Raw genomic sequence first — 24,988 nt, forward strand, 5'->3', positions numbered from 1 at the left:
CGGTGGGTGCGGTCGGTCAGTACTTACGGGAGGGGAGCGCGGCCTTTGCCTGGTCCTGCATGAAGTCGCCCTCCTTGGTCTTGATCCACCGCTCGACCGACTCGCCGTCCTTGACCTTCTTCACGACCTCCATGAGCTGGGGGCCGAGCAGCGGGTTGCACTCGACGATGGCGTTGATCTTGCCCTCGGACATGGCGACGAAGCCGTCCTTCACGCCGTCGATCGAGACGATGAGGATGTCCTTGCCGGGCTTCTTGCCGGCCGCCTCGATGGACTGGATGGCGCCGATGGCCATGTCGTCGTTGTGCGCGAAGAGGACGTTGACGTCCGGGTTGGACTGCAGGAAGGCCGCCATGACCTGCTTGCCGCCGGCGCGGGTGAAGTCACCGGTCTGGCTGACGACGATCTTCCAGTCGTCCTTGTGGTCGGCCTCCATGACCTCCTTGAAGCCCTTGGCGCGCTCGATCGCCGGGGCGGCACCGGTGGTGCCCTCCAGCTGGGCGATCTTCACGGCGCCCTTGTGGCCGGCCTTCTCCAGGACCTTCTCCAGGATCTTGGCCGCACGCCGGCCCTCGTCCGTGAAGTCGGAGCCGACCAGCGTCACGAACAGGGAGTCGTCGGAGGTCTCGACGGAGCGGTCGGTCAGGACGACCGGGATCTTCGCGTTCTTGGCCTCCTTGAGCACCGCGTCCCAGCCGGTGACGACCACCGGGGAGAAGGCGATGACGTCCACCTTCTGCGCGATGTAGCTGCGGATCGCGGAGATCTGGTTCTCCTGCTTCTGCTGGGCGTCGGAGAACTTGAGGTTGTAGCCGGCCTCCTTCGCCGCGTCCTTCACCGACTGGGTGTTGGCGCTGCGCCAGCCGCTCTCCGAGCCGACCTGGGAGAAGCCGAGGCTGATCGTCTTGCTGCCGCCCCCGGAGGAGCCGGTGGAGCCCTTGTCCTCCTTGGCGCAGGCCGCGAGTCCGCCCGCAGCCGCCACGCCGACCGCCGCAGTGAGGAAGTTCCGTCTGTTGAGCATGTTTCTTCTCCTTTGAAGAGCCGGCCCGGTGTTGGACCAGGTACTCGTGGGACCGGCCGCACTGCGTCCAGCCTGTCGATCATTGTTCGAGATATCGACCACATGGAGGAACAGAAGACCATGGGCCGGGATCACGTCAGGTGGGGGGCGCCCCCGGTTGAGGGGGTGGTTGTGGGGCTCGTGGTGGGGTCTGTGGGAAGGTGCTGGCGCGGACGACCAGCTGGGGTTCGATGGCGATCCGGGGGGGCCCGGAGATCTCCCTGCCCTCGATGAGGTCCAGGAGCAGGGCGATGCTGTGCTTGCCCACGGCCGAGAAGTCCTGCCGGACCGTGGTGAGCGGGGGTGCGAAGTACTCCGACTCCGGGATGTCGTCGAAGCCGACCACCGCCACGTCTTCGGGAGTTCGTACACCCGCCTCCCGCAGGGCCCTCAACACCCCCAGTGCCATTTGGTCGTTGGCGACGAAGACCGCGGTCAGTCCCCGCCCCACCCAGCCCGCCAGTTCCTGGCCGGCACGATACCCCGACAGCGGACTCCAGTCTCCGCGCAGGAGCAACGGCGGTTCTATGCCGTCCTCTTCGAGGGTCGCCCGCCAGCCGGCCGCCCGGTCGGCGGCCTCCTGCCAGTCCTCGGGCCCGGCGAGATGCCAGACCTTGTGGTGACCGGCCGCCAGCAGATGGGCGGTGGCCAGTCGTGCTCCCAGGTCCTGGTCCACGGTGACGCAAGGGGTGCCTCCACCGAGACCGCTCCCCACGGTCACCACCGGGAACGGATGACGAAGTCCCGCGAGGGCCTCGACCGCCGACCGCTGGGGGGCGATGGCGACGACTCCCTCCACCCCGCCGTCACTGAGGTGGTCCAGGGCCTCGGAGAGGGTGTCGACGGTCAGTTTGCGCAGACTGACCGTGGAGACGAGGTACCCCTCGGCCCGCGCCGCCTCCTCGAGCGCGAACAGGGTGCTGGCCGGGCCGTAGAGGGTGGTGTCGGAGGCCACCACACCCAGGGTGCGGGTGCGTCGGGTCACGAGGGCCCGGGCGGACGAGTTGCGACGATAGCCCATCTCCTCGATCGCCCGCAGCACCTTTGCCCTTGTCTCGTCCCGGACGTTGGGGTGCTCCCCCAGGACCCGGGACACGGTCTGGTGGGACACGCCCGCCAGTCGTGCGACGTCGGCCATGGTGGGCCGCCGAAGCTGCGATGGTGCCACGGCCGCACCTCCTTGGCGGTCGTCCACGGATAAGACCTGCGCTCCGCCCCGTCCCGGGTCGGCCGGGGAGGCGAGTCGGGACCTGACGGTCACGACGATCACACCTCCCTGGATGTCGCTGGATGCCGATTGATGAATGCGGACGTCATTGTGAGCGCTAACAATTCATGGCGGTCAAGAGGGTTGCAACGGGAAGTCGTCACGGTTGAATAACGCGACCGGAAGGCGGGGCTCGAGGTGCCCACCGACCCCGGGGAGAGCGGTGCTCCGCGACAAACCCCCCGGCCAAAAGGGGTTGACGCGCTTGGGACGCGACTCTATCTTCAGCAACGAAACTTCGAACCGTGTACGAAATACCGGATGTTGACGTTGTTCGTGGGTGCCAAGGAGGACCATCCGACGACGAACAAAAGGCCGCACCGGATTCCTCCGATACGGCCTCTGACTCGCTGATGAGCAAGTCGGGACGACAGGATTTGAACCTGCGACCCCTTGACCCCCAGTCAAGTGCGCTACCAAGCTGCGCCACGTCCCGTTGCCCGTCTGACCTGGGGTTTCCCCTGGTTGAACGCGCAGGGAAACAATACCGCACCCGGGCCGGTGGGCGCGCACCCGTTTATTCGGCGGTCGGCAGCCCCAGCTCGGGGTAGGCCTCCAGCAGCCGGGTGGGGGCGGCCTGGCGCCAGGAGTCGGCCAGGATGTCGCGCAGTTCCCGCTCGTCCTCGACGGCGGTAAGGCGGGCCCGCACCCAGGCGAACTGCGCCTCGTGATCGGCGATCCAGAACTTCTCCGGCTCGGCGAGGACGAGTTCGTCGCGCTCCTCCTTCGGGCAGCGCACGGCGAGGGAGGTCTCGTCCTCGGGCAGGGTGGCGAACATCTTCCCCGCGACCCGGAACGTGGGCATGCTCCAGGCGATCTTCTCCGTGGTATCCGGCAGGGACAGGGCGATACGGCGTACGTCTTCGGCATCCGGCATGAGACGCACCGTAGCCGCCGCCACTGACAATCACCTGGTGGCGGACTTGTAGTAGAGCGTCGTCGGCCGCAGCACCCCCTCCGGGCTCGCCGCGTAGTCGGGTATCACCCCGGCCCGGGTCCACCCGGCGGAGCGGTAGAGGTGCTCGGCGGGGCTGTCGGTCTCCGTGTCCAGGTGCAGCAGGGTGCGGCCGGCCTCGGCGGCGAACGCCTCCGCCGTGGCCAGGAGCCGACCGCCCAGCCCGAGTCCGCGGGCGGCCCTGTGCACCATGAGCTTGACGACCTCGGCGCGGTGCCGGCTGTTGGGCTTGTCGGGGAAGGCCAGGCCGACGGTACCGACCACGCGGTCGCCGTCCTGGGCCACCCACACCGCGAGGTCACCGGCGGCCACTCCGGCCGCGCGCCCCTTCCACCAGGCGACGGCCTCGGCCCGGTCGAGCGGCGCGAGAAACCCGATCGAGGCGCCGCCGTCGACGGTGTCGGCCAGCAGGTCGGCCAACTCTTCGACGAGCAGGAGGACTAGGGGCGCGTCGGCGCACCGCACGGTCACCGTCACGGCAGTACCACCGCCAGCACGTAGCGCACCGCCCGGTCGCCCGCGCACCAGAACCGCGTCGGCCCCCACACCCGCAGCCGCAGGCAGTCACCCGCGTCCAGAAAGTGCTCGACGTCCTGCGCGGTCACGGAGAGGGCGCCTTCCAGCACCCAGATGTGCTGCTCCAGGCCGGGCACGGGCGGTCGGTCGTAGGCGATGTCGGCGCCCGGGGCTAGCCGCCCCTCGACGAGTTCGCCACGCAGCCCGGCGTGCGGAGGGGACACGGACCGCCGTACGAAGCCGGAGGCCCGGTCCTCCCAGACCCGCTGGTCGGCGGCGCGCACCAGCAGCGCGGGCTCCGCCTCCACCTCGCTGAGCAGTTGGGACATGGTCCGCCCGTAGACCGCGCAGAGACGGTTGAGCAAGGAGGCGGTGGGGCTGATCTCCGCGCGCTCGGCCCGGGAGAGGGTCGACCGGCTCACGCCACTGCGCTCGGCCAACTCCCCCAGGGACCAGCCGCGTTCGGCCCGCAGCTCGGCCAGACGGGCGCCGAGCCGTGTATCGACGGGGTCCATGGCGTCCTGTTTCATATTAGGGATGCTATCCCAGATACGAGACAACCGGGAAGGTCCACCTCGTCACTCCCGGCCCCCGAACGCCGCCAGCGTCCGTTCCAGCGCCGGCAGCGCCCGCACCACGCGCTTCGAGCGGATCAGCAGATCCCAGGCGGGCTCGAACTTCTTCCAGCCGCCCGCGTACGCGAGGTGCCGCAGCCGCTCGTGCCGGCCGGGCTGGGCCGCCGCACCGCGCCAGATGTTCGACCAGCGGTAGAAGTCGCGGTAGGCCTGCCAGTAGCCGTCCTCCAGCTGGCGGGGGGTCATGCCCTTGGGCCGGTAGACGACATGGCGGGTGTCGTACAGGTCCCAGTCGCGGTGCACGATGCGGTCCTCGGCCTCCAGCTGCTTCCACAGCCCCGTCGACGGATACGGCGTCATGATGTGGAAGGTCGCCGTCTCGATGCCCTGCGCGACGGCCCACTCCACGGTCCGGTCGAAGACGTCCGGGCCGTCCTGGTCGAGGCCGAAGACGAAGCTGGCGTTGACCATGACACCGGCGTCGTGCAGGCGTCGTACCGCGGCCGCGTAGTCCGTGCCGATGTTCTGGTTCTTGCGGCGCTCGGCGAGGTTGGCGTCGTTGACGGTCTCGAACCCCACGAAGAGACTGCGCAGGCCCGCCTCCACCGCCCGCTCCAACAGATCCGGCTTCAGCACGGAGTTGACCGTGCCGGCCGCCTGCCACAGCCGCCCCGTTCCCTTCATGCCGTCGAACAGGGCCTCCGCGAAGCGCCTGTTGCCGAGGAGATGGTCGTCGAGGAAGTAGAGGTGACGGCCGGGGAGGCGGTCGATCTCGGACAGGGCGTCGTCGACGGCCTGGGTGTAGAAGGACTTGCCTCCCTCGAAGAAGGCGTCCTTGTAGCAGAAGTCGCAGTGGTGCGGGCAACCGCGTGAGACGACGATGGAGTTGGGGACGAGGTACAGGTGCCGCTTGATCAGGTCCCGGCGGACGGGCGGGAGCCCCGCCAGGGTGCGCTGCGTGGAGTCGTAGCGGCGGGCGGGGACACCGTCCCGGAAGTCCTTGAGGAACAGAGGCCAGGTGTCCTCCCCCGGGCCGGTGAAGATCGTGTCGGCGTGGGCCGCGGCTTCGTCGGGGAGGGAGGTCACGTGCAGGCCGCCCATGGCGACGTGCACACCGCGGGCGCGGAAGTGGTCGGCGATCTCGTAGCTGCGGCGGGCGGAGGTGATGTACGGCTGGATCACCAGGAGATCGGGCGTCTTGAGCGCCTCCAGGTCGATGCGCTCCACATGCTCGTCGTGGAGGGTGACCTCGTCGTCGGGGTCCAGGTAGCCGGCCAGGGTCGCGAGGCCGAGGGGCGGGAACAGCGAGTACTTGATGGGCCGGAACAGCGGGCTCGTCGCCTCGGTCAGGGCCGGAAGGATCATCGTCACACGCATGCCAACCGAGACTGCGTGGGACCGGTGGCCGGTTCCCGACCCTCAACGCTCAGCGGCTCACGGATTCCCGCGCCGGGCGCCCCCTAGCCCTCCGCGGCCTCCCGCAGGGCGGCGAGGACCGGCCGGATCAGGGGGTGCTCCTCCGCTCCCCGCCTTATGGCCGCGAAGACCCGCCTGGTCGGCGCGACGCCGTCGACCGGGCGGACGACCACGCCGGTCAGATCCATCCCGCGCAGCGCCGACCGCGGGACGAGCGCCACCCCCGCGTCGGCCGACGCCAGGGCCACCACCGCGCGGAAGTCGTCCGAGGAGTGCTCGAGGCGTGGCTGGAACCCGGCGCTCTCGCAGGCCAGCACCACCACGTCGTGACAGGGGTTGCCGGGGTACGGCCCGATCCACGCGTCCTTGGCCAGTTCGGCCAGCGGCACCTCGGTGGTGTCGGCCAGCCGGTGGGTGACCGGGACGACAGCGTCGAAGGGTTCGGCGTACAGCGGTACGTGGGTGAGGCGGGGGTCGTCGGCGGGCGGGGCCCCGCGGTACTCGACGGCGACCGCGACATCGACCTGCCGGTCCAGCACCATGGGCAGGCTGGCGTCGCCCTCGGCGTCCTGGACGCGCAGCCGGATGCCGGGCGAGGTCTCGGCGAGGCGGGCCACGGCGGGCGCGACGACCAGCGCGATGCCGGTCGCGAAGGAGGCGACGGTGACCGTGCCGGCCGCGCCCGAGCTGTACGCGGCCAGCTCGGCCTCGGCCCGCTCCAGCTGGGCCAGGACCATGTTGGTGTGGCTGAGGAGGATCTCGCCGGCCGGGGTGAGCCGTACGCCCTTCGCGCCGCGCTCGACGAGGCGGTGGCCCGTCTCCTGCTCCAGGGCCGTCAACTGCTGCGAGACGGCCGACGGTGTGAGGTAGAGCGCGGCGGCAGCGGCCGTCACCGTGCGATGGTCGGCCACCGCACGGAGGATGTGGAGCCGCCGCGCTTCGATCACGGGACCGATTCTCCCAGGTTTGCCGGAGTGCTCACGCCTCCAGCTCGGCCCGCGCCGCGATGAACGCGTCCACCGCGCGGTTGACGTCGTCCGTGGAGTGCGCGGCCGACAGTTGCACGCGGATCCGCGCCTGCCCCTGCGGCACCACCGGGTACGAGAAGCCGACCACGTACACCCCGCGCTCCAGGAGCAGCTCCGCCATCCGGCCCGCCTTCGCCGCGTCGCCGATCATCACCGGTGCGATGGCGTGGTCGCCGGGGAGGATGTCGAAGCCCTCCTCGGTCATCCGGCGGCGGAACAGGGCGGTGTTCTCGCGGAGCCGGACTCGCAGGTCGGCGGCCGACTCCAGCAGGTCGAGCACCTTCAGGGAGGCCGCGGCGATCACCGGGGCGAGGGTGTTGGAGAAGAGGTACGGCCGGGAGCGCTGGCGCAGCAGGGCCACGATCTCGGCGCGGGCGGCGACGTAGCCGCCGGAGGCACCGCCGAGAGCCTTGCCGAGGGTGCCGGTGATGATGTCGACGCGGTCCATGACGCCGTGCAGCTCGGGGGTGCCGCGGCCGCCGGGGCCGACGAAGCCGACGGCGTGCGAGTCGTCGACCATGACCATGGCGTCGTAGCGGTCGGCGAGGTCGCAGATCTCGGCGAGGGGGGCGACGTAGCCGTCCATGGAGAAGACGCCGTCGGTGACGATCAGTCGGCGTCGCGCGTCGGTGGCCTCCTTCAACTGGGTTTCCAGATCGGCCAGATCGCGGTTGGCGTAGCGGAAGCGGCGGGCCTTGGACAGGCGGATGCCGTCGATGATCGAGGCGTGGTTCAGGGCGTCGGAGATCACCGCGTCCTCCGGGCCGAGCAGCGTCTCGAAGACACCGCCGTTGGCGTCGAAGCAGGAGGAGTACAGGATCGTGTCCTCCTGGCCGAGGAAGGCGGACAGCCGCGCCTCCAGCTCCTTGTGCACCTCCTGCGTACCGCAGATGAAGCGCACGGACGCCATGCCGTAGCCCCAGCGGTCGAGGGCCTCGTGGGCGGCGGCGACGACCTCGGGGTGGTCGGCGAGTCCGAGGTAGTTGTTGGCGCAGAAGTTCAGCACCTCACCGGGGCGCCCGCCCGCGGTGACGGCGACGGTCGCGGACTGCGGGGTGCCGATCACGCGCTCGGGCTTGTGCAGACCGGCGGCGCGGATCTCGTCGAGGGTGGCGCGCAGGTCGTCGCGCACGGAGTCGAACATGGGGGGAGCTCCTAAAGTGCTTTCACCGAAGGGGAGTTACGCAGTCCAGTCGAGGATGACCTTGCCGCCGCGGCCGCTCGCCGCGTCGGCGAAGGCCGCCTCGTAGTCGCGGTAGCCGTAGCGGCCGGTGATCACGGGGGCGAGGTCGAGGCCGCCCTCCAGGAGGACCGACATCGCGTACCAGGTCTCGAACATCTCCCGGCCGTAGATGCCCTTGATCGTGATCATCGAGGTGACGATCCGGGCCCAGTCGACGGGGAACTCCTGCGCGGGCAGGCCGAGCATCGCGATGCGGCCGCCGTGCGTCATGTTGGCGATCATGTCGCGCATCGCCTCGGCGCGGCCGGACATCTCCAGGCCGATGTCGAAGCCCTCACGCAGGCCGAGTTCGCGCTGCCCGTCGGCGATCGTCGACTCCGCCACGTTCAGCGCGAGGCTCACGCCGATCTTGCGGGCCAGCTCCAGCCGCTCCTCGCTCACGTCGGTGATCACGACGTTGCGGGCGCCGGCGTGCCGGGCCACCGCGGCGGCCATCAGCCCGATCGGCCCGGCCCCGGTGATCAGCACGTCCTCGCCGACCAGCGGGAAGGACAGGGCGGTGTGCACGGCGTTGCCGAACGGGTCGAAGATCGCGGCCACGTCGAGGTCCACGGGGACGCGGTGCACCCAGACGTTGCCGGCGGGCAGCGCGACGTACTCGGCGAACGCCCCGTCCCGTCCGACGCCGAGCCCCACCGTGGCCCGGCACAGGTGACGGCGTCCGGCGAGGCAGTTGCGGCACCTGCCGCACACCAGGTGGCCCTCACCGCTGGCCCGGTCGCCGATCCGGATGTCGGTGACGTCGCGGCCGGTCTCGACGACCTCGCCGACGAACTCGTGCCCGACGACGAGCGGGGTGCGGATCGCCTGCTGCGCCCAGCCGTCCCAGTTCCGGATGTGCAGGTCGGTGCCGCAGATGCCGGTGCGCAGCACCTTGATCAGTACGTCGCCGGGTCCGACGACGGGCTCCGGAACGTCCGCGAGCCACAGCCCCGGCTCCGCCTTCTCCTTGACCAGCGCCTTCAACGCAACGGCTCCTGTGGGTGAGGTCCCGGGCGTGGGCATGCGAAGGAACCCGCGCCGGGGAGAGGAGTGGATGTGATCAGCAATCTGCCGTACCGCGTGCCCGCGGTCCATCGAGGATTTCTTAAGCGCCGCCGCAGCTTTCCTTCACGTGGCACGCTGGACAAAACCGGCCGACAGACGTGGAGCTCCTGATGACCACAGCGCAGGACCTGATGATCGTCTCGATGGACGTGACACCCGTGCGCCCCGTGGGGCAGGGCGATCTGTCGCTCGCTCTCGCGGGAGCCGAACTGATCGACCTGGCCGAGTCCGGAGCAGTCGCCGTCGACGACGACCGCATCGTCCCCGGCCCGCCGTCGGCACCGGACGACCACCTTTTGGAGGAGGCCGCGTCGTCCCTCGTACGGGTGCATCCGTACGAGTCGGTCGACGACTGGCTGTGGCGGCGTGGCCGTGAGCTGTCGTCGGTTTACGCCGCCCGGATGGAGGCGGACGGGCTGATCACCCGGCCACGCCGCCGCGTGATCGCGGTCGGGTCCGCCCGGACGGAGCCCGCGGACTCACCGGCCCGTGGCCGTGCCACCGAACGCTGGGTGTCGGAGGAGCCGGTCCTCGCCGTCCTGGCCGCCGCCGTCGGTCTGCGGGAGGAGCCGGCCGACGGTTTCTCGGCGCCCTTCACGGACGCGGTCGAGACGGTCCTGGCGGCGGTCGGCGACGCGGTGGCGGAACTGGAGGCCGTACGGCAGCGCCGGACCATCGAGAAGGCGGCCTTCGACAACATCTGGCGGGGCGCCTGACGGGGACACGAAGGCGCACGGCTCACAGCGGGAACCCGTCGGCCTCCCGGCGTTCCAGCCGTCCGGCGAGGTCGGCCGCCGTCGCCTTGATGGTCTGCAGGCCGTCCTTCCCCCAGGGCCGGGGCGCCAGATCGGCGACGCACACCGTGCCGAGCACCATGCCGGACGTGTCGATCAGCGGGGCGCCGAGGTAGGAGCGGATTCCGTACTCGTCGACGACCGGGTTGCCGGCGAACCTCGGGTAGTCGCCCACGTCCTCCAGGACCAGCGCCTTGCGCCGCACGACGACGTACGGGCAGTAGCCGTACTCGCGGGCCAGTCGGCGGCCCACCTCGGGCTTGCCGCCGCGGGCGGCCCGGCCGCCCGCCGGGGTGTGCAGTCCGGCGAAGAACTGCCGGTCCTCGTCGATGAAGTTGACCATGGCGTACGGCGCGCCGGTCACCTCGGCGAGGTGGTCCGCGAAGGAGTCGAGGGCGGGCTCCTGCTGCTCCCCGAGGCCGAGTCGGCGCAGCCTGCGACTACGGGCGGGAGCGTCCTTGTCGTCGGGCGTGAGCAGCAGTCGACCGGCCGGGCGCGGCGGGTCGTAGCTCATGGGCGGACTCCGTGGCTGTGGACGTGCTTCATGTGCGGCTCCGGTGCGTGGTGTGCGGGGGTCACATGTGGGCGCCGCGGCTCGGCTGTGGCGTGGCCGGGGCGTGGGCGATGAGGTGCCGGACGAGGGTGAGCAGGGTCTGGACGCCGGAGGCGGAGATGCGCGCGTCGCAGCGGACGACGGGGACCTCGGGGTCCAGGTCGAGGGCGGCGCGCACCTCGTCGGGTTCGTAGCGGTGGCCGCCGTCGAACTGGTTGATCGCGATGATGAAGGCGAGGCCGCGTTCCTCGAAGAAGTCGACGGCCGCGAAGCACTCCTCCAGGCGGCGGGTGTCGGCGAGGATGACCGCGCCGAGCGCCCCCTCGGAGAGCTCGTCCCACATGAACCAGAACCGCTCCTGCCCGGGGGTGCCGAACAGGTACAGCACGTGTTCCGGGTCTAGGCTGATCCGGCCGAAGTCCATGGCCACGGTCGTCTCGACCTTGTTCTCGATCCCGTCGAGGTTGTCGGTCGCGGCGCTGACCGTGGTGAGCAGCTCCTCCGTACTGAGCGGCGCGATCTCGCTCACCGCGCCGACGAACGTCGTCTTGCCGACCCCGAACCCGCCCGCGACCAGGATCTTCAGCGCGGTGGGAAAGGGGACGGAGCCGTCCTCGTACTCAGAGCTGGCGTCGTAGTCCATCGAGCACTGCCTCCAGAAGAGCCCGGTCTGTCGGGTTGTGGTGGAACTCGGGGGGCTTGGTGGTCAGCGCCCCGCAGTCGACAAGGTCCGACAGCAGCACCTTGGTGACCGCCGCCGGCAGCTTCAGGTGGGCTGCGACCTCGGCGACCGAGACGGGTGCACGGCACAGGTCCAGTGCCTGCGCGTGCTCGGGGCCGAGGTAGCCGAGGGGGGTCGCCCCGGTGCCCCTCACCTGTGACATCAGGTCCAGCGCGATGGTGGGCCGGGTGCGGCCGTTGCTGATCGTGAAGGGGCGCACCAGCCGTCCGGCCGCGTCGTCGAGCCAGGGCCCGTCGCCGGCCGCCGCCACGCTCAACGCCTCATCGCCGGGGGTTCGACGGCATGCTGCCGAGGCGCCGTCATCAGGTACGGGCGGACGCTCTTGACGAGCATCGCCATCTCGTAGCCGAGCACGGCGGCGTCGGCCTCGCGGCCCGCGAGCACGGCGAGACAGGTGCCGGAGCCGGCGGTGGTGACGAACAGCAGCGTCGAGTCGAGCTCGACGACGACCTGCCGTACGTCCCCGCCGTCGCCGAAGCGGATGCCGGCGCTGCGGCCGAGGGAGTACAGGCCGGAGGCGAGGGCGGCCATGTGGTCGGCGCTGTCGGCGTCGAGGCCGTGGACGGACTTCACGAGGCCGTCGCAGGAGAGGAGGACCGCGCTGGTGGTGTGGGGTACGCGCTGCACGAGGCCGCTCATCAGCCAGTCGAGATCGGATACGTGGCCGGTCGTCGGCGCATCGCTCACCATGGTGGATCGACTCCTTGGGGTACGAAGGTCTGCGGGAGCGCTGGGGGTGGGGGTGGAGAGGGGGGTGCTCATCCGGCGGGTGCGCTCCCGTCGTGCCGGGTGGTGTGGTGGTCGGGGCCGGGCGCGGCCAGTCCGTCGCGCGCCTCATGCGTCTCGGGTGGCGCGGGCGGGCGCCCGGGGCGGGCCCCGGTTATGCGGCTCGCGTCCGGGCGCCGGACCTCCAGGGGCGGCAGGCTCCGGGGCGGCGGTACGGTGCGGGGCGCGGCTGCGGGTGCGTTCGGGGGTGCGGGGTCCGTGTGGGTGCCGTCCGACTCCAGGCTCTGCTGGGCCTCGGCGAGGCCGATCCCGCGCTGGAAGGCCGCCATCAGGCCCGGGTCGTGGCCGACGGGCTGCCGCTCGGCGTCCTGACGTGGCGCCGGCCCACCGCGCAACTGCGGTGCGATGTGTTCCTGAGCCCGCCGCCGCGGCAGCTGCGGCTTCCCCATCGTCCCGCGCACGGTCCCGACCCGCGGGGTGGGCATAGCCCCCGCGTTCTGCGCGACGATATGCCGATCCGCAGCCCGAATCCCAGGCACGGCCTCCGCAGGATTGGCCCGCTGCCCACGCCCACCACGCCTGGGGAGGGGGGCGGGGGCGGTGCGGCTGGGGTCCGGGGTGGGGGGCGCGGGGTGACTGGCGTCCGGGGCGGGGGGTGCGGGGTGACTGGCGTCCGGGGTGAAGGGCGCGAGGTAGCTGCCGTCGGCCGCCGGGGGTACGGGGCGACTGCCCTCCCGGGGGAAGGGCACAGGGAGACTGCCGTCCGACGTGAAGGGCGCGAGGTAGCTGCCGAAGGCTGCCGGGGGTACGGGGCGAGTGCCGTCCGATGCGGCAGGCGTGGGCCAACCGCGCTCCGGCCCGGGGGGCATGGGCCTGTCGGCGTCCGCAGCCGCGGGCGCGGGTCGGCTGCCGTCCGGCGCCGGATTCGCCGGGGGAGGCGTGGGTCGCGGGTGCTCGTTCGGGCGCGGCAGGGCGACGGGAGGGGCGGTCGGCTGGGCGGTGTCGAAGGCCGATGCGCTGTGCGGGCGCTGCCGCGACGGCGGTACGAGGGAACTGTCGGCGTCCGCGAGAGCGGGCGACCGGGGTACGGTCCCTCGGCCGACCTGGGTTGCCGCGCCGAGGGCGTCGGGGGCGGCCGCGCCGGGGATTACCGGTGCTGTGATGCCCCGGCCTTCTGATGCCGCGCCGGCGGCCAGGCTTCCCCGTGATGTCGCGCCGGGGGCGCCCGGCGTTGCCGTGAGCGGGGATCCGGGCGCCGTTCGCCCGGCGCTTCCCGGCGTCGCACTCTCGGAGGTTCCAGGAGTCGCGGTGCCCCGGGCAGCGGAGGCCACTGCGCCGGAGAGGCCCGACGTCGCGGCCCCGGAGACCCCGGGTGCGCTCCCCTGACTCACCGGTGCCGCCGTACTCCCCGGTGCTCCCGGGCCTGCCGCGGCCGTCGTCTCCGTGCCTGCGGGCACCGTCGCCCCCGTGCCGGCCGTGGCGGAAGCCCCCGGTGCGGTTCCCAGCACTGCCTGCGGGACCACGAGTACCGCCTGCACTCCGCCGTAGATGTTCGTCTGCAGCCGTACCCGGATGCCGTGGCGGCGGGCCAGTTGGGAGACGACGAACAGGCCGATGCGGCCGTCGGCGAGGAGGCGGGCGACGTTGACCTGGTCGGGGTCGGCGAGCAGGGCGTTCATCCGGCTCTGCTCCTCGACGGGCATGCCGAGGCCGCGGTCCTCCACCTCGACGGCGAGCCCGGAGGTGACCAGGTTGGCGCGCAGCAGCACCTGGGTGTGCGGCGCGGAGAACACCGTGGCGTTCTCGATGAGTTCGGCCAGCAGGTGGATCACGTCGGCGACGGCGTGGCCGCCCAGCTCGCCGTCGATCGGCGGGACGAGCTTGACCCGCGAGTACTGCTCGACCTCGGCGATGGCGGACCGCAGCACCTCCGTCATGGAGACGGGGTTGCTCCACTGCCGGCGGGAGACCGCGCCACCGAGCACGGCGAGGTTCTCGGCGTGGCGGCGGATGCGGGTCGCGAGGTGGTCGACGTGGAAGAGGCCCTTGAGCAGGTCCGGGTCCTCGATCTCGTTCTCCAGCTCGTCGAGGATCGAGATCTCGCGGTGCACGAGCGACTGGAGCCGGCGGGCGAGGTTGACGAAGACCTCGAGTTTCTGTTCGCTGCCGGTCTGGCTGGAGAGCTGGGCGGCCTGCACGACGGCGGTGACGGCTCCGTCGTGCGCACGGGACAGGTCCGCGGCGAGCAGTTCGAACTCGTCGGCGTCCTCGGGCGCACCGCCGCGCGGCTTGCGCTGCGGAGCACCCTCGCCCCGGCGCAGCGCCTCGACGAGGGCCCGCAGGTCGGCCTCGCCGCGGGCGCTGCTCTCGCGCAGCGCGCCGATGCGGTCGCTCACGCACCGGGCGGCGCGGTTGGCGGCGACGGCGGCGATCACGATGCCCGCGCCGGTCACGGCGATCGCGCCGGCCAGCACCCCCCACAGGGTGAGGCTGGGGCGTGCCCCGGTGGAGCGGACGGTGAAGAGCACGGCCGCGCAGGCGCTGAGGGCGACCGCGATCGGCGGGAGTACCGCCAGACGCAGGAGTTGGGGCCGTATGTGTGTCTCGGCCAGTGGCGGTACGGCACGGGGGACCGGCCGCCCGTGCCGCCCGCCCTCACGGCGGTCTGCGCGTGCGGCCGGTGCGCGGAGGTGAGACATCGGTGTCCTCGTACTGGTACTGGTCCGTCGGGCCGGTGTCGGTCGAGAGGGCCGAGAAAAAGGGGCCCTGCGTCGCCCGACGGCCACTGACAGTAGTCGCCGATGCGCCATGTGCGGTGGGCAGTTGACAAAGTGCCGCGCACGCCCTCCGGCTGTGGTAGGAGCGCTGGTACGACAGAACGACAAGTACCTCGAAGAGCCCAGCCTTGAAGGAAAAAGAAGCGGTCGGGGCTGTTCAGAAACGGTCGGAGATGCGCGCCGCGCAGAGGGCGCGCTCTCCGAGGGCGCGACCGCACATCACCCGATCGGGGGACGCCTCACGCCTTCTTCCCCGGTTGACGGGGAGCCGCGTCAGCGGTCACCCGCTAGGTCGACATCGCCCCGAGTGACCTCCGGGGCGACGTCTTGGGTGCCGGGGCGCCACGGATGTGCGAGGGGCGCGGACACCGCTCGCCACCAGGGGGCGGTGGGGAGCGTTCCCCCGGGCTCGAAGGGCTCGCCGGGGCGCGGGAACACGGCCGCCTGCCCGGCCTCCTCCGCGGCGTCCTGCGTCCACTCCCCCGGCTCCGCCCACGCGTGCAGGGCCAGGTTGAAGGTGCCCCAGTGGATCGGCAGCAGCACGCCGTGCGGCCGGCCGCCCTGGAGGTCGAGGTGGGCCTGGACGCCCTGCGCGGGCGACATGTGGATGTCCGGCCACGCTCCGGGATGCGGAGTGCGGTCCGTGTGGCCCTCGGGCCAGTAGTCGGAGTACGCGCCGATCTGGATCATCGTGGCGTCGAAGGGCCCGTACTCGGTGCCTATGTCCTTGAAGCCCTCGAAGTACCCGGTGTCACCGCTGTGGTAGATCCGGTGCTCGTCTCCGGTGACGGCCCAGGAGGCCCACAGGGTGTGCTGGGTGTTGCGCAGGCCGCGGCCGCAGAAGTGGCGTGCCGGGGTGGCGGTCAGGGTGAGGCCGCCGACCTTGGTCGCCTCGTGCCAGTCCAGCTCGCGCAGCCGGTCGGCGGACACTCCCCAGTGCTCGAGGTGGGCGCCGACGCCGAGCGGCACGGCGAACAGGGTGTCCGTGCCGGCCAGCGCCTTGATCGTGGGCAGGTCCAGATGGTCGTAGTGGTCGTGCGAGATGACGACGACGTCGACCGGGCCGAGCGCGGCCAGCGGCAGGGGCGCCGGGTGCAGCCGCTTGGGTCCGGCGAACGGGAAGGGCGAGCAGCGCTCGCCCCAGACCGGGTCGAAGAGCACCCGGTGTCCGTCGATCTCCGCGAGCACGCTGGAGTGGCCCATCCAGGTCAGCCGCAGGCCGGTGGCGGGCGGCTTGGCGATGTCGGCGAGCGTGGTGGCGTGCACCGGGATCGTGCCGGAGGGGGCGCGGCGGGGGCGGTCCTCCTTGTCGAAATAACGCTTCGCGAAGTCGAGGGCCGAGCCGGAGGGCCGGATCCGGGAGGGACCGCCGGGATTCTGGAAGACCCCGTCCTTGAAGTGGCGTGATCTGCGGATGCGCGCCATGCGCTCACCGCTCGGGTCCGCACCGAAGGCCGCGGGCTGCAGCGCGCGGAGCCCGGAGCTCGGGGAACGGAAACCGGTCACGGGACCTCCAGATGGAGTCGGGGGATCCCATTATGGTCGGCCCCACCGACAACCGGAGGCCGGGCGGGTCACGACCGACCCTCCTGTCCCGCCGCCGAGGACCCCTCCGGTCCGTTGACACGGCATCCGCAGGCTCTCGATACTGAATTACCGTTCAGTATTTGGGCCGAGGAGTCCGCATGCCCGCGTCGCCCCTGTTGTCCCTCACCTGGGTCGACCACGTCACCGGTCGCCCGGGCCATCTCGTCGTCGACCGGCTGGTGCGCGGCGTCGCGAGCGGTGGTCTGCGGATGCGGGAGGGCTGCACGCTGGACGAGGTCGCCGGGCTCGCGCGCGGCATGACCATGAAGGAGGCGCTGCACTACGACCCCGAGAGCCGTTACGTCCCCCTGGGCGGCGCCAAGGGCGGCATCGACTGCGATCCGCGGGACCCGGAGGCGTACGGGCTGCTCGTGCGCTACCTGCGCGCCATGCGGCCGTACATAGAGCGCTTCTGGACCACCGGGGAGGACCTCGGTCTCACCCAGGACCTGGTCGACCGGGCCGCCGCCGAGGCGGGGCTGGTGTCGTCGATCCAGGCCGTGTATCCGCTGCTCGACGACGAGGCCGCGGCCCGGCGGCGGCTCGCGGACGCGTTCACCGTGGAGGTGGACGGCATCGGCCTGGACGAGCTGGTCGGCGGCTGTGGGGTCGCCGAGTCGGCGCTCGCGGCCCTGGACCGGGCCGGTGTGCCGTACGCGGGGGCGCGGGTCGCCGTGCAGGGGCTGGGCACGATGGGCGGGGCCACGGCGCGGTTCCTCGCGCGCGCGGGACTGACGGTGGTGGCCGTCGCCGACGTCAAGGGCACGGTCGCCAACCCGGCCGGACTCGACGTCGAGGCGCTGCTGGCGGCGCGGGACGCCCACGGCACGGTCGACCGGGGTGTGCTGCGCCCCGGCGACCGCGAACTGCCGGGCGACGCCTGGCTGTCCGCCGACGCCGAGGTCCTGGTACCGGCGGCGGTCTCGTACGCGATCGACGCCGTGAACCAGGAGGGGATCACCGCACGTTGGGTGGTCGAGGCGGCCAACATGCCCGTCCTGCCCGACGCGGAGGCGCTGCTGACCGCGCGCGGGGTGACCGTGCTGCCGGACGTCGTGGTCAACTCCGGGACGAACGCCTGGTGGTGGTGGACGCTCTTCGGCGACATCGGCCCGGACGCGGACGAGGCGTTCGCGTACACGCGCCGCTCCATGCGGGCCCTGGTCGATCTGATGCTGGCCCGCGCGCAGGCCGACGGGACGACCCCACGCGCCGCCGCCCACACCATCGCCGAGGACCGGCTGCCGCTGATCGCCGAGCGGTTCGGCTGGTACCGCTGAGGACGGCCGAGCGGTTCGGCCGGGACTGGCGAGGGCACACGAGCGGTTCGGCTGGTACCGCTGAGGACGGCCGAGCGGTTCGGCCGGGACTGACGGGGGCGCACGAGCGGTTCGGGCGGGACCGCCGAGGAGGGTCGAGCGGTTGGGCCGGAGCCGAAAAGGAGAGGCCTTCCGGTTCTCGGGCACGGACCGGAAGGGGGCGAGCGGTTCGTGGGCACCGACCGGGGCGGACGAGCGGTTCGGCCGGGGCCGCCGAGGACGGCCGAGCGGTTCGGCCGGGCCGAAAGGGGAGGTCGGGCGGTTCGTGGGCGCCGACGGGGTGGACGAGCGGTTCGGGCGGGACCGCTGGGGGCGCCCACTGCGGAGGCCGGGCTAGGGTGACCGCGTGGCAAGAGTGCGGTTGAGTGTGGCGGAGCGGCGCGAGGAGTTGTTGCGGGCCGCCGTCGAGCAGATCGAGGCGCGGGGCGTGGCGGCGGTGAGGATCGCCGATGTGGCCTCGGCGCTCGGTGTGAGCAACGCGCTGGTGCTCTACCACTTCTCGACGAAGGAGAAGCTGGTCGCCGCCGCCTTCACCCGCGCCGCCGAGGACGACCTCGCGCATCTGCGCAAGCTCCTCGGCCGCCGCACGACGGCACTGCGGCGGCTGCGGTCGGCCGTGCGCTGGTATGCCCCGACGGGGCAGGCCAAGGGCTGGCGGCTGTGGATCGAGGGCTGGGCGGTGGCGCTGCGCGAGCCCGCCCTGCGGGAGGTCACCCGGGGCCTCGACCGGCGGTGGAAGGCGGCGATCACCGAGGTCATCACGGAGGGCGTGGCCGGCGGCGAGTTCGCGTGCCCCGACCCCACCGGTGCCGCCCTGCGGCTGACGGCCCTGCTCGACGGGCTCGCCGTGCAGATGACGTCGTACGAGGGTGGGGTGCCCCGGGTGCGCGCACTCGAGTGGGTCGACGACGCGCTGGCCCGGGAACTCGGGGTGGAGCGGGAGGCGTTGACGGCGTCGGATCGGTGAGCGCCGCACCGAGCGCCCGCCAGACCTCCCGATCCACCCTTCACGCCACCGCGGCGATCCGCATCCTGATGTCGTCCGGCGACAGGGTGCCCTTGGCCGTCACGTGGTCGCCCGAGGACTCCCCGCGCAGCCGCCGGCCGATCCACGGCACCAGATACTCGCGCGCCCAGTGCACGTCGTCCCGCCGCACGTCGAGGGTGCCGCGCACCGGGAGCGGAGGCCAGGGCTGCTCCGGGTCGGCGGGGACCTCGAGGCCGAGGGCCTGCCCGGCGCGCAGCGCCACGCGCGTGTGCCCCTCGGGAGACAGGTGCAGCCGGTCGTGGTCCCAGGCCCGGCGGTCCTGGACGGACTTCAGCGACCACAGGTCGAGCACGGGACAGCCGTACCGGTCGGCGACGGCGCGGACGTGCCCGTTGTAGGTGGCGATCTTGCCGCGCAGATGCTTGAGCACGGGGATGCCACGGGTGTCGAAGCCGGTCGTCACCATCACGGTGCCGGCCACGGCGGTCAGCGCCGCGATCGCCTGCTCGAAGCGCTCGGCGACCTCGTCCGGGTCGGTGCCGGGGCGGAGGATGTCGTTGCCGCCCGCACAGAAGGAGACCAGGTCCGGCGCGAGCGCGACGGCCTGCGGGAGTTGGTCCGCCACGATCTGGTCGAGGAGTTTGCCCCGTACCGCGAAGTTGGTGTACTCGAAGTCGCCCTCGGGCCGCCGGTCCGCGAGCAATACCGCGAACCGGTCGGCCCAGCCGACGAACGCCCCGTCGGGGCCGGGGTCGCCTACGCCCTCGGTGAAGCTGTCCCCCACCGCCACGTACGACCCGATCACTGATCTGCTGTCATTCTTCGAATCGTCTGCCACAGCAGTTCATGATTCACCCCCGAATGTGACCTACGCGACCGTAGGCAAGGGTTGACGGGCGGTGAGATAAGCCACTGCTAAAGAGTTTGCCAATCAGGGAATAGGGCGTCAGGCCTGCCGGTGCAGGGACCACACCCGGAATCCGCTGATCCGGAAGTGGCTCCAGGTCGTGCGGAACGCGAAATGCCCGCCGGTGTACGGCTCCGGGTCGGTGTAGTCGAAGACGAGCCGCCCGTTGTTCCACCAGCGCACAGTTGAGCCGTCGGAGACGATGCGGACGTGGTTCGGCTCGTTCGCGACGAGCAGCGGCTCGGTGTAGTCGTAGATCAGCGGGCGCACGTCCGCCTGGCCGACGTAACGGCGCAGCCGGGTGGTGGTGTTGGTGTTGGCGCCGTAGCCGACGTAGTACGTCTTGAGGTAGTCGTACTCGGCGAGCGCGCCGCCGCGCCGGGTGGCGAAGAGGTCGTCCGGGGAGCGGACGTCGACGGCGTTCCAGAAATTGTTGAGGTCCGAGACACGGTCGTTGACGCCGCCGGCGGAGACGGGGGTGGCGGTGTACTCCAGGACGTACGGAGCCTCGAGCGGCTGCCTGAACCAGATCGTCGCACCGGCGGGCACGTCGACCTCCAGGATGCCGCGGGAGGCGGTGACGGTGCCGCCCTTCTCGAGTTCGACGGCCCACCGGTCGAGGCCGTGGCGGAAGTCGTCGTGGGCGATGAGGCGGCGGTGGCGGGGCGTGGCGCTCGCGGTGGTGGCGGGGGCGAGGCCGGCCAGGGCGGCGCCGGCAGCCAGGGCGCCGAACGCTCTGCGCGTGGTCGTCACGGGAAACGGCTCCTTCTCGGGGTGAAGTGCGGGATGGAAAGCGCTTGCCATCTGACGGGGATCACTGTCTCCCGGCTCCGCCCTCGCTGTCGACACTCCTGGAACCCCTGCCACAGAACCGCAACGCGGCGATCATGAGCGAGCGAGTCCGGACACACCGAAGGCCGGACCCGGGGATCGGGGTCCGGCCTTCGGCAGCGTGTCAGGCAGGGGTGTGGTGCGGGGGTGCGGTGCTCCGTCAGCCGACGGTGACGCCGTGCGAGCGGAGGTAGGCGACCGGGTCCACGTCCGAGCCGTAGTCCGGGGTGGTCCGGATCTCGAAGTGCAGGTGCGGTCCGGTCACGTTGCCGGTCGCGCCGGAGAGGCCGACCTGCTGACCCTCGGTCACGGTCTGACCGGCGGAGACGGAGAGCGAGGACAGGTGGCCGTACTGGGCGTAGTAACCGTCGCCCAGCTTGATGACGACCTGGTTGCCGTACGCGCCGCCCCAGCCCGCGGAGACGACCGTGCCCGCGGCCACGGCCTTGAGGGACGTGCCGGTCGGGACGACGAAGTCGACGCCGGTGTGGTAGCCGCTGGACCACATGCTGCCCGCCATGTGGTACGGGGTGCCGATGGTGGCGCCTGCCACGGGGAGGGTGTAACCGCTGCCGGTGGAGGTGTCGTTGGACTGGGTGGCCGTCGTGGTCTTCGCGGCGGAGGACTTCGAGGACGTGGAGGTCTTCGAGGAGGCCGAGGGCTTGGACGCCTTCGACTCCGAGGAGGACGGCTTGCCGGTGCTCGTCGCGGCCTTCTTGCCTATGGAGAGCTTCAGGCCGGGGTGGATGAGCGACGGGTCGGAGCCGATGGCCTCGCGGTTGTCGGCGTAGAGCTTCTTCCAGCCACCGCTGAGGTGCTGGGCCTCGGCGATCTTCGAGAGGTAGTCGCCGGACTTCACGGTGTAGGTCCGCGCGCTCGCGTTGTCCGCGGCGGTCTTCTTCTCGGCGGCCTTCTTCTCCACCACCGGAGCGGACTGAACGGCCTTTTCGGGAGCGGACTGGGAAGGAGCGGCGTGGGCGCCGGTGGCCCCGAGAAGGGGGAGGGCGAGCGCTGCGCCACCGGTTCCGGCGACGGCGATGGAGCGGGTGAAACGTTGGGTCTTCGGGCGGCGGTGCTTACCCTTCGCGGGCATGGCGAATTCCTCTCCGGCGCCTGCGAGGTGAGCTGTCGGGTGCGAGCTGGAGATGCCCGGCCGCGCCGAGGCGCGGCTTAACCCCAAGCCGTTCCGGGAACCGGAACAGGCGGTCTTACCTGTGGGTCCCCCGCTCCTGCCGTGCACGGGTCAGTGGGTGCGGTTCTCCGGCGGCGGCAGGATTGGGCGTCCGTCCGGATTGGTGTGGAACGTAAGCGACCAGGACGCGAAGGGACAAGCAGAGGGTTGCGTGGCAATGCGCTTTTCGTGATCCGCCGCGAGAATCCCCGGTGACACTCCGTGTAATACGAAGGCACCGTTTTTCGTGAAAGCCCTTGAAAACCACCTGAATTACGTGGACATGACGGGCGACGCACGGTCACGGATATGACGCTAATCACGTGACGTCGCTCCAGACCCTTTTCTTTCAGAGCGAATTGGAATTAACCCTGCAATTCGGACAGAACTCTCAGATGCGGCGCAGCCGGAGAACTGCCGCATCCAGGTCACCCCGCAGTCCGGTGCGCAGCCCGTGGTGCAACAGCACGGCACCTCGATGAATTTCGCCCGTTTCGAGGCATTCGTACGAGGCTGTCGGGTCGAGCCCGCGCAGCCGCAGCGCCGGCACCGGCTCGCCGTGATGCTGCGCCTGCAGCCAGGCCAGGACGACGGACTCGTCCCCGCGGACGTACTGCACGGCACTGAGTCCGCCCCGCGGGGGCCGTAGCCGGTAAAGGTCCCCGTGCTGCACCAGCGGACGGATCTTCTTGTAGAGCTCCACCCACTCCCGGGCCTCGGCGAGTTCGTCCTCGGTCCACTGGGCGAGGTCGCCGCCGACTCCGAGGACGCCCGCCATGGCACTGACGAACCGGAAGCGCAGGGAGCTGACCCGGCCGTTGAGCTGAGTGTTGGGGCTGTCGGTGACCCAGGCGGCCATGACCCGCGCGGGGTGGATCTGGCTGAAGCCGTGCTGGATGGCGAGCCGGTCGAGGGGGTCGGTGTTGTCGGAGGTCCACACCTGGTCCGTACGGCTCAGCACGCCGAGGTCGATCCGGCCGCCACCGCCCGAGCAGGACTCGAAGGCGACACCCGGGTGCGCCGCCCGCAGCCGGTCCAGCAGGGCGTAGAGGGCGTTCACGTGGTCGACCCAGAGTCGCTGCGGATACTCCTCGCCCGGCCAGCCGGCGTCGGTGAAGCAGCGGTTGAAGTCCCACTTCACGTAGTCGATCGGGGCGCTGGAGAGGAGAGCGTCGAGCTGCTCCCAGAGATAGTCCTGGACATCCCGGCGGGCGAGGTTCAGTACGAGCTGATTGCGGAGTTCAGTCCGCTTTCGTCCCGGTTGGTACTGCACCCAGTCGGGGTGCGCCCGGTACAGCTCGCTGTCCGGGTTCACCATCTCGGGCTCGACCCAGATGCCGAACTGCATCCCGAGGGCGTGGACGTAGTCGGCGAGCGGCTGCAGGCCGCCGGGGAAGCGGTCCGGGTTGGGCCGCCAGTCGCCGAGCCCGGCGCGGTCGCTGGTGCGCGCCCCGAACCAGCCGTCGTCGACCACGAACAGTTCGACGCCGATGGTCGCTGCCTGCCGCGCGAGGGTCGCCTGCTGCTCCTCGGAGATGTCGAACTCGGTGGCCTCCCAGGAGTTGAACAGCACGGGCCGGTCCCGCTCGGCGTCCGGGACGACGTACGTCCGCTGGTAGGCGTGCCAGACCCGGCTCGCGCCGCCGAAGCCGCCGTCGCTCCACAGGCCGGCGAAGACGGGCGTGGTGTACGACTCCCCCGCCGCGAGGCGCAGCAGGCCCGAGTCGTCGTACCCGGCGCCGCCGGTGATCTGCACGCGCGCGTCCGGGAGTTGGGCGACGGCGATCCGCCAGGAGCCGGACCAGCCGAGCGCACAGCCGTAGACCTCGCCGCGCTCCTCGGTCGCGTCGGTGTCGAGGGCGACCCACGGGAGGTGCTGGTGACCGGTGTGGCCGCGACGGCTGCCGATCACCTTCTCACCGTAGGTGAGGGGGGAGGACGTCAGCCGGGACTCGGCGGCCCAGCGGCCGTGCAGCTGCGACAGGCGCCAGCCGTCACGGTCGGGCAGGGTCCAGGTGGCGGAGTCGGCGCGCAGCAGCTCCAGGGAGGCGGGTCCCTGGTTGTCGAGCGTGACCCAGCGCTCGACCACGTCGTCGCGGATGCGGTAGTGCAGCGTGACGAGCAGCCCGGCGTCCCGGAAACGCAGTCGCAGGAGGTCGCCCTCGGTGTCGTACGCCTCGAAGCGCCACTCGGTGCCGCGCCGCTCGTCGGTGCGCACGGACAGGGCGGGCCGGGTGAAGCGCGGGCCCCCCTCGACGGGGTACTCCTCGCGGCCGTCGAGCGGGGACTCGAAGGGCCAGTAGTCGGGCAGCGGGCGGACGGCGAGGGCCTCGGCGTCCGCCAGGGCGATTCTCGGGCCCCAGTGCAGATGGAGGAGCTCGTGGTCCTCGGTGACGTGGACGGCGTAGCTGCTCGTGGGTCCCGAGAGCAGCCACGTACGGCCGTTTTCCGCGATCTCCAGCATTCAGGCCTCACAGATCCGAACAGGTGCGATCAAGCACCAACATCATCAAGGTCCGGAGGCGTTCCGGGCAACGCCTGTGGACAACGCGTCGCCGCGGCATGCCACCCGTAATCGGCCTGTGGACAACTCGTTGGCCCGTAAATCGGTGTCGTATGGTCGAGACCGCACCCCGTCGGTCATTCGACGAGCCGCGCAGGCGGGGGCCGACTGGGAGGAGCCCCCGTGACGCAGCAGGTCCCGTCGACCGAACCCGAGCTGGCCGGGGTGCGCAACTTCCGCGACGTGGGCGGACTGCCGACGGCAGACGGACGGCGGGTGCGGCACGGAGTGCTGTTCCGCAGCGGCCATCTCGCGCACGCGACCGACGACGACGCCGCGTTCCTCACCACCCTGGGCCTGCACACGATCTTCGATTTCCGCAACGCGGCGGACCAGAAGCTGGAGGGTCCGGACGTCGAGCTGCCGGGCGTGCGCAATGTGAACCTGCCGCTGTCCGACCCGGCGGACGGCTCCGAGTTCTGGAAGATGGTCCGCGACGGCCACGCCGACCAGCTGCGCGAGATCCTCGGCGACGGCAAGGCCGCCCACCGGATGATCACCTCGTACCGCACGATCATCAAGGAGCGCACGGCCGAGCACTCCCAGGTGCTGCACGCCCTCGCCGAGGACAGCGTCCCGGCCCTGATGCACTGTGCGGCCGGCAAGGACCGCGCGGGGCTGTCCATAGCCGTGACGCTGCTGGCCCTGGGCGTGGAGCGCGAGGCGATCGTCACCGACTACCTGGAGTCGAACGCCAAGCACCGCCGCTACAAGGTGCACCGCGGCGGCTCCTCCGCCGGCGCCTACTCCCCCGAGGTCATGGAGCTGCTCAGCCCCCTCTTCGACGCCCGCGCCGCCTACCTGTCGGCGGCCTTCGAGACCATCGAGGAAACCTGGGGCGGCGTCGACCCCTACCTGGAGCAGGGGCTGGGACTCGCCCCGAAGACCCGGGACCGGCTGCGCGGGCGGCTCCTCGACTGAGG

Annotated in this window: 23 protein-coding genes, 1 tRNA gene and 1 riboswitch; of the genes, 4 read left to right on the forward strand and 20 right to left on the reverse strand. The window is 71.4% G+C overall.

Annotated elements, in window-relative coordinates; genetic code table 11:
* Positions 1-16: 16 nt before the first annotated feature.
* The 10 genes from ACFYWX_RS26575 to tdh all read right to left on the reverse strand — a co-directional run bounded on the left by ACFYWX_RS26575 (position 17) and on the right by tdh (position 9,026).
* Positions 17-1,021, reverse strand: coding sequence for an ABC transporter substrate-binding protein (locus ACFYWX_RS26575; protein WP_389426611.1), 1,005 nt, complete (start codon positions 1,019-1,021; stop codon positions 17-19).
* A gap of 136 nt (positions 1,022-1,157) precedes the next feature.
* Positions 1,158-2,198, reverse strand: coding sequence for a LacI family DNA-binding transcriptional regulator (locus tag ACFYWX_RS26580; RefSeq protein WP_389426751.1), 1,041 nt, complete (start codon positions 2,196-2,198; stop codon positions 1,158-1,160).
* A gap of 491 nt (positions 2,199-2,689) precedes the next feature.
* Positions 2,690-2,763: transfer RNA gene (locus ACFYWX_RS26585), tRNA-Pro, on the reverse strand.
* A gap of 81 nt (positions 2,764-2,844) precedes the next feature.
* Complete coding sequence (locus tag ACFYWX_RS26590; RefSeq protein WP_389426612.1) at positions 2,845-3,204, reverse strand: MmcQ/YjbR family DNA-binding protein; 360 nt, start codon at positions 3,202-3,204, stop codon at positions 2,845-2,847.
* Between the two features lie 30 nt (positions 3,205-3,234).
* Positions 3,235-3,753, reverse strand: coding sequence for a GNAT family N-acetyltransferase (locus ACFYWX_RS26595; protein WP_389426752.1), 519 nt, complete (start codon positions 3,751-3,753; stop codon positions 3,235-3,237).
* Positions 3,754-3,755: 2 nt separating this feature from the next.
* Positions 3,756-4,328, reverse strand: coding sequence for a helix-turn-helix domain-containing protein (locus tag ACFYWX_RS26600; protein WP_389426613.1), 573 nt, complete (start codon positions 4,326-4,328; stop codon positions 3,756-3,758).
* 48 nt (positions 4,329-4,376) lie between these two features.
* Positions 4,377-5,750, reverse strand: a complete 1,374-nt coding sequence (locus ACFYWX_RS26605; RefSeq protein ID WP_389426614.1) for a B12-binding domain-containing radical SAM protein — start codon at positions 5,748-5,750, stop codon at positions 4,377-4,379.
* Positions 5,751-5,833: 83 nt separating this feature from the next.
* Positions 5,834-6,736 carry a LysR family transcriptional regulator gene (locus ACFYWX_RS26610; protein WP_389426615.1) on the reverse strand — a complete coding sequence of 301 codons (903 nt, stop codon included), beginning with the start codon at positions 6,734-6,736 and terminating at the stop codon, positions 5,834-5,836.
* 31 nt (positions 6,737-6,767) lie between these two features.
* On the reverse strand, positions 6,768-7,961 hold the full coding sequence (locus tag ACFYWX_RS26615; protein ID WP_389426616.1) for a glycine C-acetyltransferase: 1,194 nt from the start codon (positions 7,959-7,961) through the stop codon (positions 6,768-6,770).
* A 36-nt stretch (positions 7,962-7,997) separates the two neighbouring features.
* Complete coding sequence (gene tdh / locus ACFYWX_RS26620) at positions 7,998-9,026, reverse strand: L-threonine 3-dehydrogenase (RefSeq protein ID WP_389426617.1); 1,029 nt, start codon at positions 9,024-9,026, stop codon at positions 7,998-8,000.
* A 191-nt stretch (positions 9,027-9,217) separates the two neighbouring features.
* Between tdh and ACFYWX_RS26625 the strand changes: the two genes are divergently transcribed.
* A complete protein-coding gene (locus tag ACFYWX_RS26625; RefSeq protein WP_389426618.1) occupies positions 9,218-9,823 on the forward strand; it encodes a GPP34 family phosphoprotein in 606 nt (201 codons plus the stop codon).
* Positions 9,824-9,845: 22 nt separating this feature from the next.
* On the opposite strand, the gene ACFYWX_RS26630 is transcribed toward ACFYWX_RS26625, so the two are convergent.
* From ACFYWX_RS26630 to ACFYWX_RS26655, 6 genes are all read right to left on the reverse strand, one after another.
* Positions 9,846-10,415, reverse strand: a complete 570-nt coding sequence (locus ACFYWX_RS26630; protein ID WP_389426619.1) for a GAF domain-containing protein — start codon at positions 10,413-10,415, stop codon at positions 9,846-9,848.
* A gap of 61 nt (positions 10,416-10,476) precedes the next feature.
* Entirely contained in the window at positions 10,477-11,097 is a 621-nt protein-coding gene (locus ACFYWX_RS26635) for an ATP/GTP-binding protein (RefSeq protein WP_389426620.1), read from the reverse strand.
* Complete coding sequence (locus tag ACFYWX_RS26640) at positions 11,075-11,446, reverse strand: DUF742 domain-containing protein (protein WP_389426621.1); 372 nt, start codon at positions 11,444-11,446, stop codon at positions 11,075-11,077. The genes ACFYWX_RS26635 and ACFYWX_RS26640 overlap by 23 nt, the downstream gene beginning before the upstream one ends.
* 2 nt (positions 11,447-11,448) lie before the next feature.
* A complete protein-coding gene (locus ACFYWX_RS26645; RefSeq protein WP_389426622.1) occupies positions 11,449-11,886 on the reverse strand; it encodes a roadblock/LC7 domain-containing protein in 438 nt (145 codons plus the stop codon).
* A 68-nt stretch (positions 11,887-11,954) separates the two neighbouring features.
* Positions 11,955-14,621 carry an ATP-binding protein gene (locus tag ACFYWX_RS26650; RefSeq protein WP_389426623.1) on the reverse strand — a complete coding sequence of 889 codons (2,667 nt, stop codon included), beginning with the start codon at positions 14,619-14,621 and terminating at the stop codon, positions 11,955-11,957.
* 351 nt (positions 14,622-14,972) lie between these two features.
* Positions 14,973-16,205, reverse strand: coding sequence for an MBL fold metallo-hydrolase (locus ACFYWX_RS26655; protein WP_389426624.1), 1,233 nt, complete (start codon positions 16,203-16,205; stop codon positions 14,973-14,975).
* A 179-nt stretch (positions 16,206-16,384) separates the two neighbouring features.
* Here ACFYWX_RS26655 and ACFYWX_RS26660 point away from each other — a divergent pair, with 179 nt between their 5' ends.
* Together ACFYWX_RS26660 and ACFYWX_RS26665 are read left to right on the forward strand one after the other, a co-directional pair.
* Complete coding sequence (locus tag ACFYWX_RS26660; RefSeq protein ID WP_389426625.1) at positions 16,385-17,566, forward strand: Glu/Leu/Phe/Val dehydrogenase dimerization domain-containing protein; 1,182 nt, start codon at positions 16,385-16,387, stop codon at positions 17,564-17,566.
* Between the two features lie 385 nt (positions 17,567-17,951).
* Positions 17,952-18,572, forward strand: a complete 621-nt coding sequence (locus tag ACFYWX_RS26665; protein ID WP_389426626.1) for a TetR/AcrR family transcriptional regulator — start codon at positions 17,952-17,954, stop codon at positions 18,570-18,572.
* Positions 18,573-18,612: 40 nt separating this feature from the next.
* Here ACFYWX_RS26665 and ACFYWX_RS26670 read toward each other — a convergent pair whose 3' ends face one another.
* The 4 genes from ACFYWX_RS26670 to ACFYWX_RS26685 form a co-directional block, all read right to left on the reverse strand.
* On the reverse strand, positions 18,613-19,398 hold the full coding sequence (locus ACFYWX_RS26670) for an SGNH/GDSL hydrolase family protein (RefSeq protein WP_389426753.1): 786 nt from the start codon (positions 19,396-19,398) through the stop codon (positions 18,613-18,615).
* A gap of 141 nt (positions 19,399-19,539) precedes the next feature.
* Positions 19,540-20,253 (reverse strand): DUF6250 domain-containing protein, encoded by a 714-nt coding sequence (locus ACFYWX_RS26675; protein WP_389426627.1) that lies wholly within the window; start codon positions 20,251-20,253, stop codon positions 19,540-19,542.
* A gap of 238 nt (positions 20,254-20,491) precedes the next feature.
* Entirely contained in the window at positions 20,492-21,424 is a 933-nt protein-coding gene (locus ACFYWX_RS26680; RefSeq protein ID WP_389426628.1) for a peptidoglycan DD-metalloendopeptidase family protein, read from the reverse strand.
* Positions 21,425-21,428: 4 nt separating this feature from the next.
* Positions 21,429-21,590, reverse strand: a riboswitch (cyclic di-AMP (ydaO/yuaA leader).
* A gap of 303 nt (positions 21,591-21,893) precedes the next feature.
* Complete coding sequence (locus ACFYWX_RS26685) at positions 21,894-23,966, reverse strand: alpha-galactosidase (protein ID WP_389426629.1); 2,073 nt, start codon at positions 23,964-23,966, stop codon at positions 21,894-21,896.
* Between the two features lie 222 nt (positions 23,967-24,188).
* Between ACFYWX_RS26685 and ACFYWX_RS26690 the strand changes: the two genes are divergently transcribed.
* Positions 24,189-24,986, forward strand: a complete 798-nt coding sequence (locus tag ACFYWX_RS26690; protein WP_389426630.1) for a tyrosine-protein phosphatase — start codon at positions 24,189-24,191, stop codon at positions 24,984-24,986.
* The last annotated feature ends 2 nt before the right edge of the window (positions 24,987-24,988 follow it).

The organism is Streptomyces sp. NPDC002888 (assembly GCF_042888465.1).
Taxonomy (GTDB): Bacteria; Actinomycetota; Actinomycetes; order Streptomycetales; family Streptomycetaceae; genus Streptomyces.

Bases quoted from the DNA above. Each gene is read 5' to 3' on its own strand.
- ACFYWX_RS26590 (WP_389426612.1), bottom strand. From the start codon at position 3,204: ATGCCGGATGCCGAAGACGTACGCCGTATCGCCCTGTCCCTGCCGGAT.
- ACFYWX_RS26605 (WP_389426614.1), bottom strand. From the start codon at position 5,750: ATGCGTGTGACGATGATCCTTCCGGCCCTGACCGAGGCGACGAGCCCG.
- ACFYWX_RS26680 (WP_389426628.1), bottom strand. From the start codon at position 21,424: ATGCCCGCGAAGGGTAAGCACCGCCGCCCGAAGACCCAACGTTTCACC.
- ACFYWX_RS26635 (WP_389426620.1), bottom strand. From the start codon at position 11,097: ATGGACTACGACGCCAGCTCTGAGTACGAGGACGGCTCCGTCCCCTTT.
- ACFYWX_RS26580 (WP_389426751.1), bottom strand. From the start codon at position 2,198: ATGGCCGACGTCGCACGACTGGCGGGCGTGTCCCACCAGACCGTGTCC.
- ACFYWX_RS26630 (WP_389426619.1), bottom strand. From the start codon at position 10,415: ATGAGCTACGACCCGCCGCGCCCGGCCGGTCGACTGCTGCTCACGCCC.
- ACFYWX_RS26650 (WP_389426623.1), bottom strand. From the start codon at position 14,621: ATGTCTCACCTCCGCGCACCGGCCGCACGCGCAGACCGCCGTGAGGGC.
- ACFYWX_RS26625 (WP_389426618.1), top strand. From the start codon at position 9,218: ATGACCACAGCGCAGGACCTGATGATCGTCTCGATGGACGTGACACCC.
- ACFYWX_RS26575 (WP_389426611.1), bottom strand. From the start codon at position 1,021: ATGCTCAACAGACGGAACTTCCTCACTGCGGCGGTCGGCGTGGCGGCT.
- ACFYWX_RS26685 (WP_389426629.1), bottom strand. From the start codon at position 23,966: ATGCTGGAGATCGCGGAAAACGGCCGTACGTGGCTGCTCTCGGGACCC.
- ACFYWX_RS26600 (WP_389426613.1), bottom strand. From the start codon at position 4,328: ATGAAACAGGACGCCATGGACCCCGTCGATACACGGCTCGGCGCCCGT.
- ACFYWX_RS26645 (WP_389426622.1), bottom strand. From the start codon at position 11,886: ATGGTGAGCGATGCGCCGACGACCGGCCACGTATCCGATCTCGACTGG.
- ACFYWX_RS26615 (WP_389426616.1), bottom strand. From the start codon at position 7,961: ATGTTCGACTCCGTGCGCGACGACCTGCGCGCCACCCTCGACGAGATC.
- ACFYWX_RS26660 (WP_389426625.1), top strand. From the start codon at position 16,385: ATGCCCGCGTCGCCCCTGTTGTCCCTCACCTGGGTCGACCACGTCACC.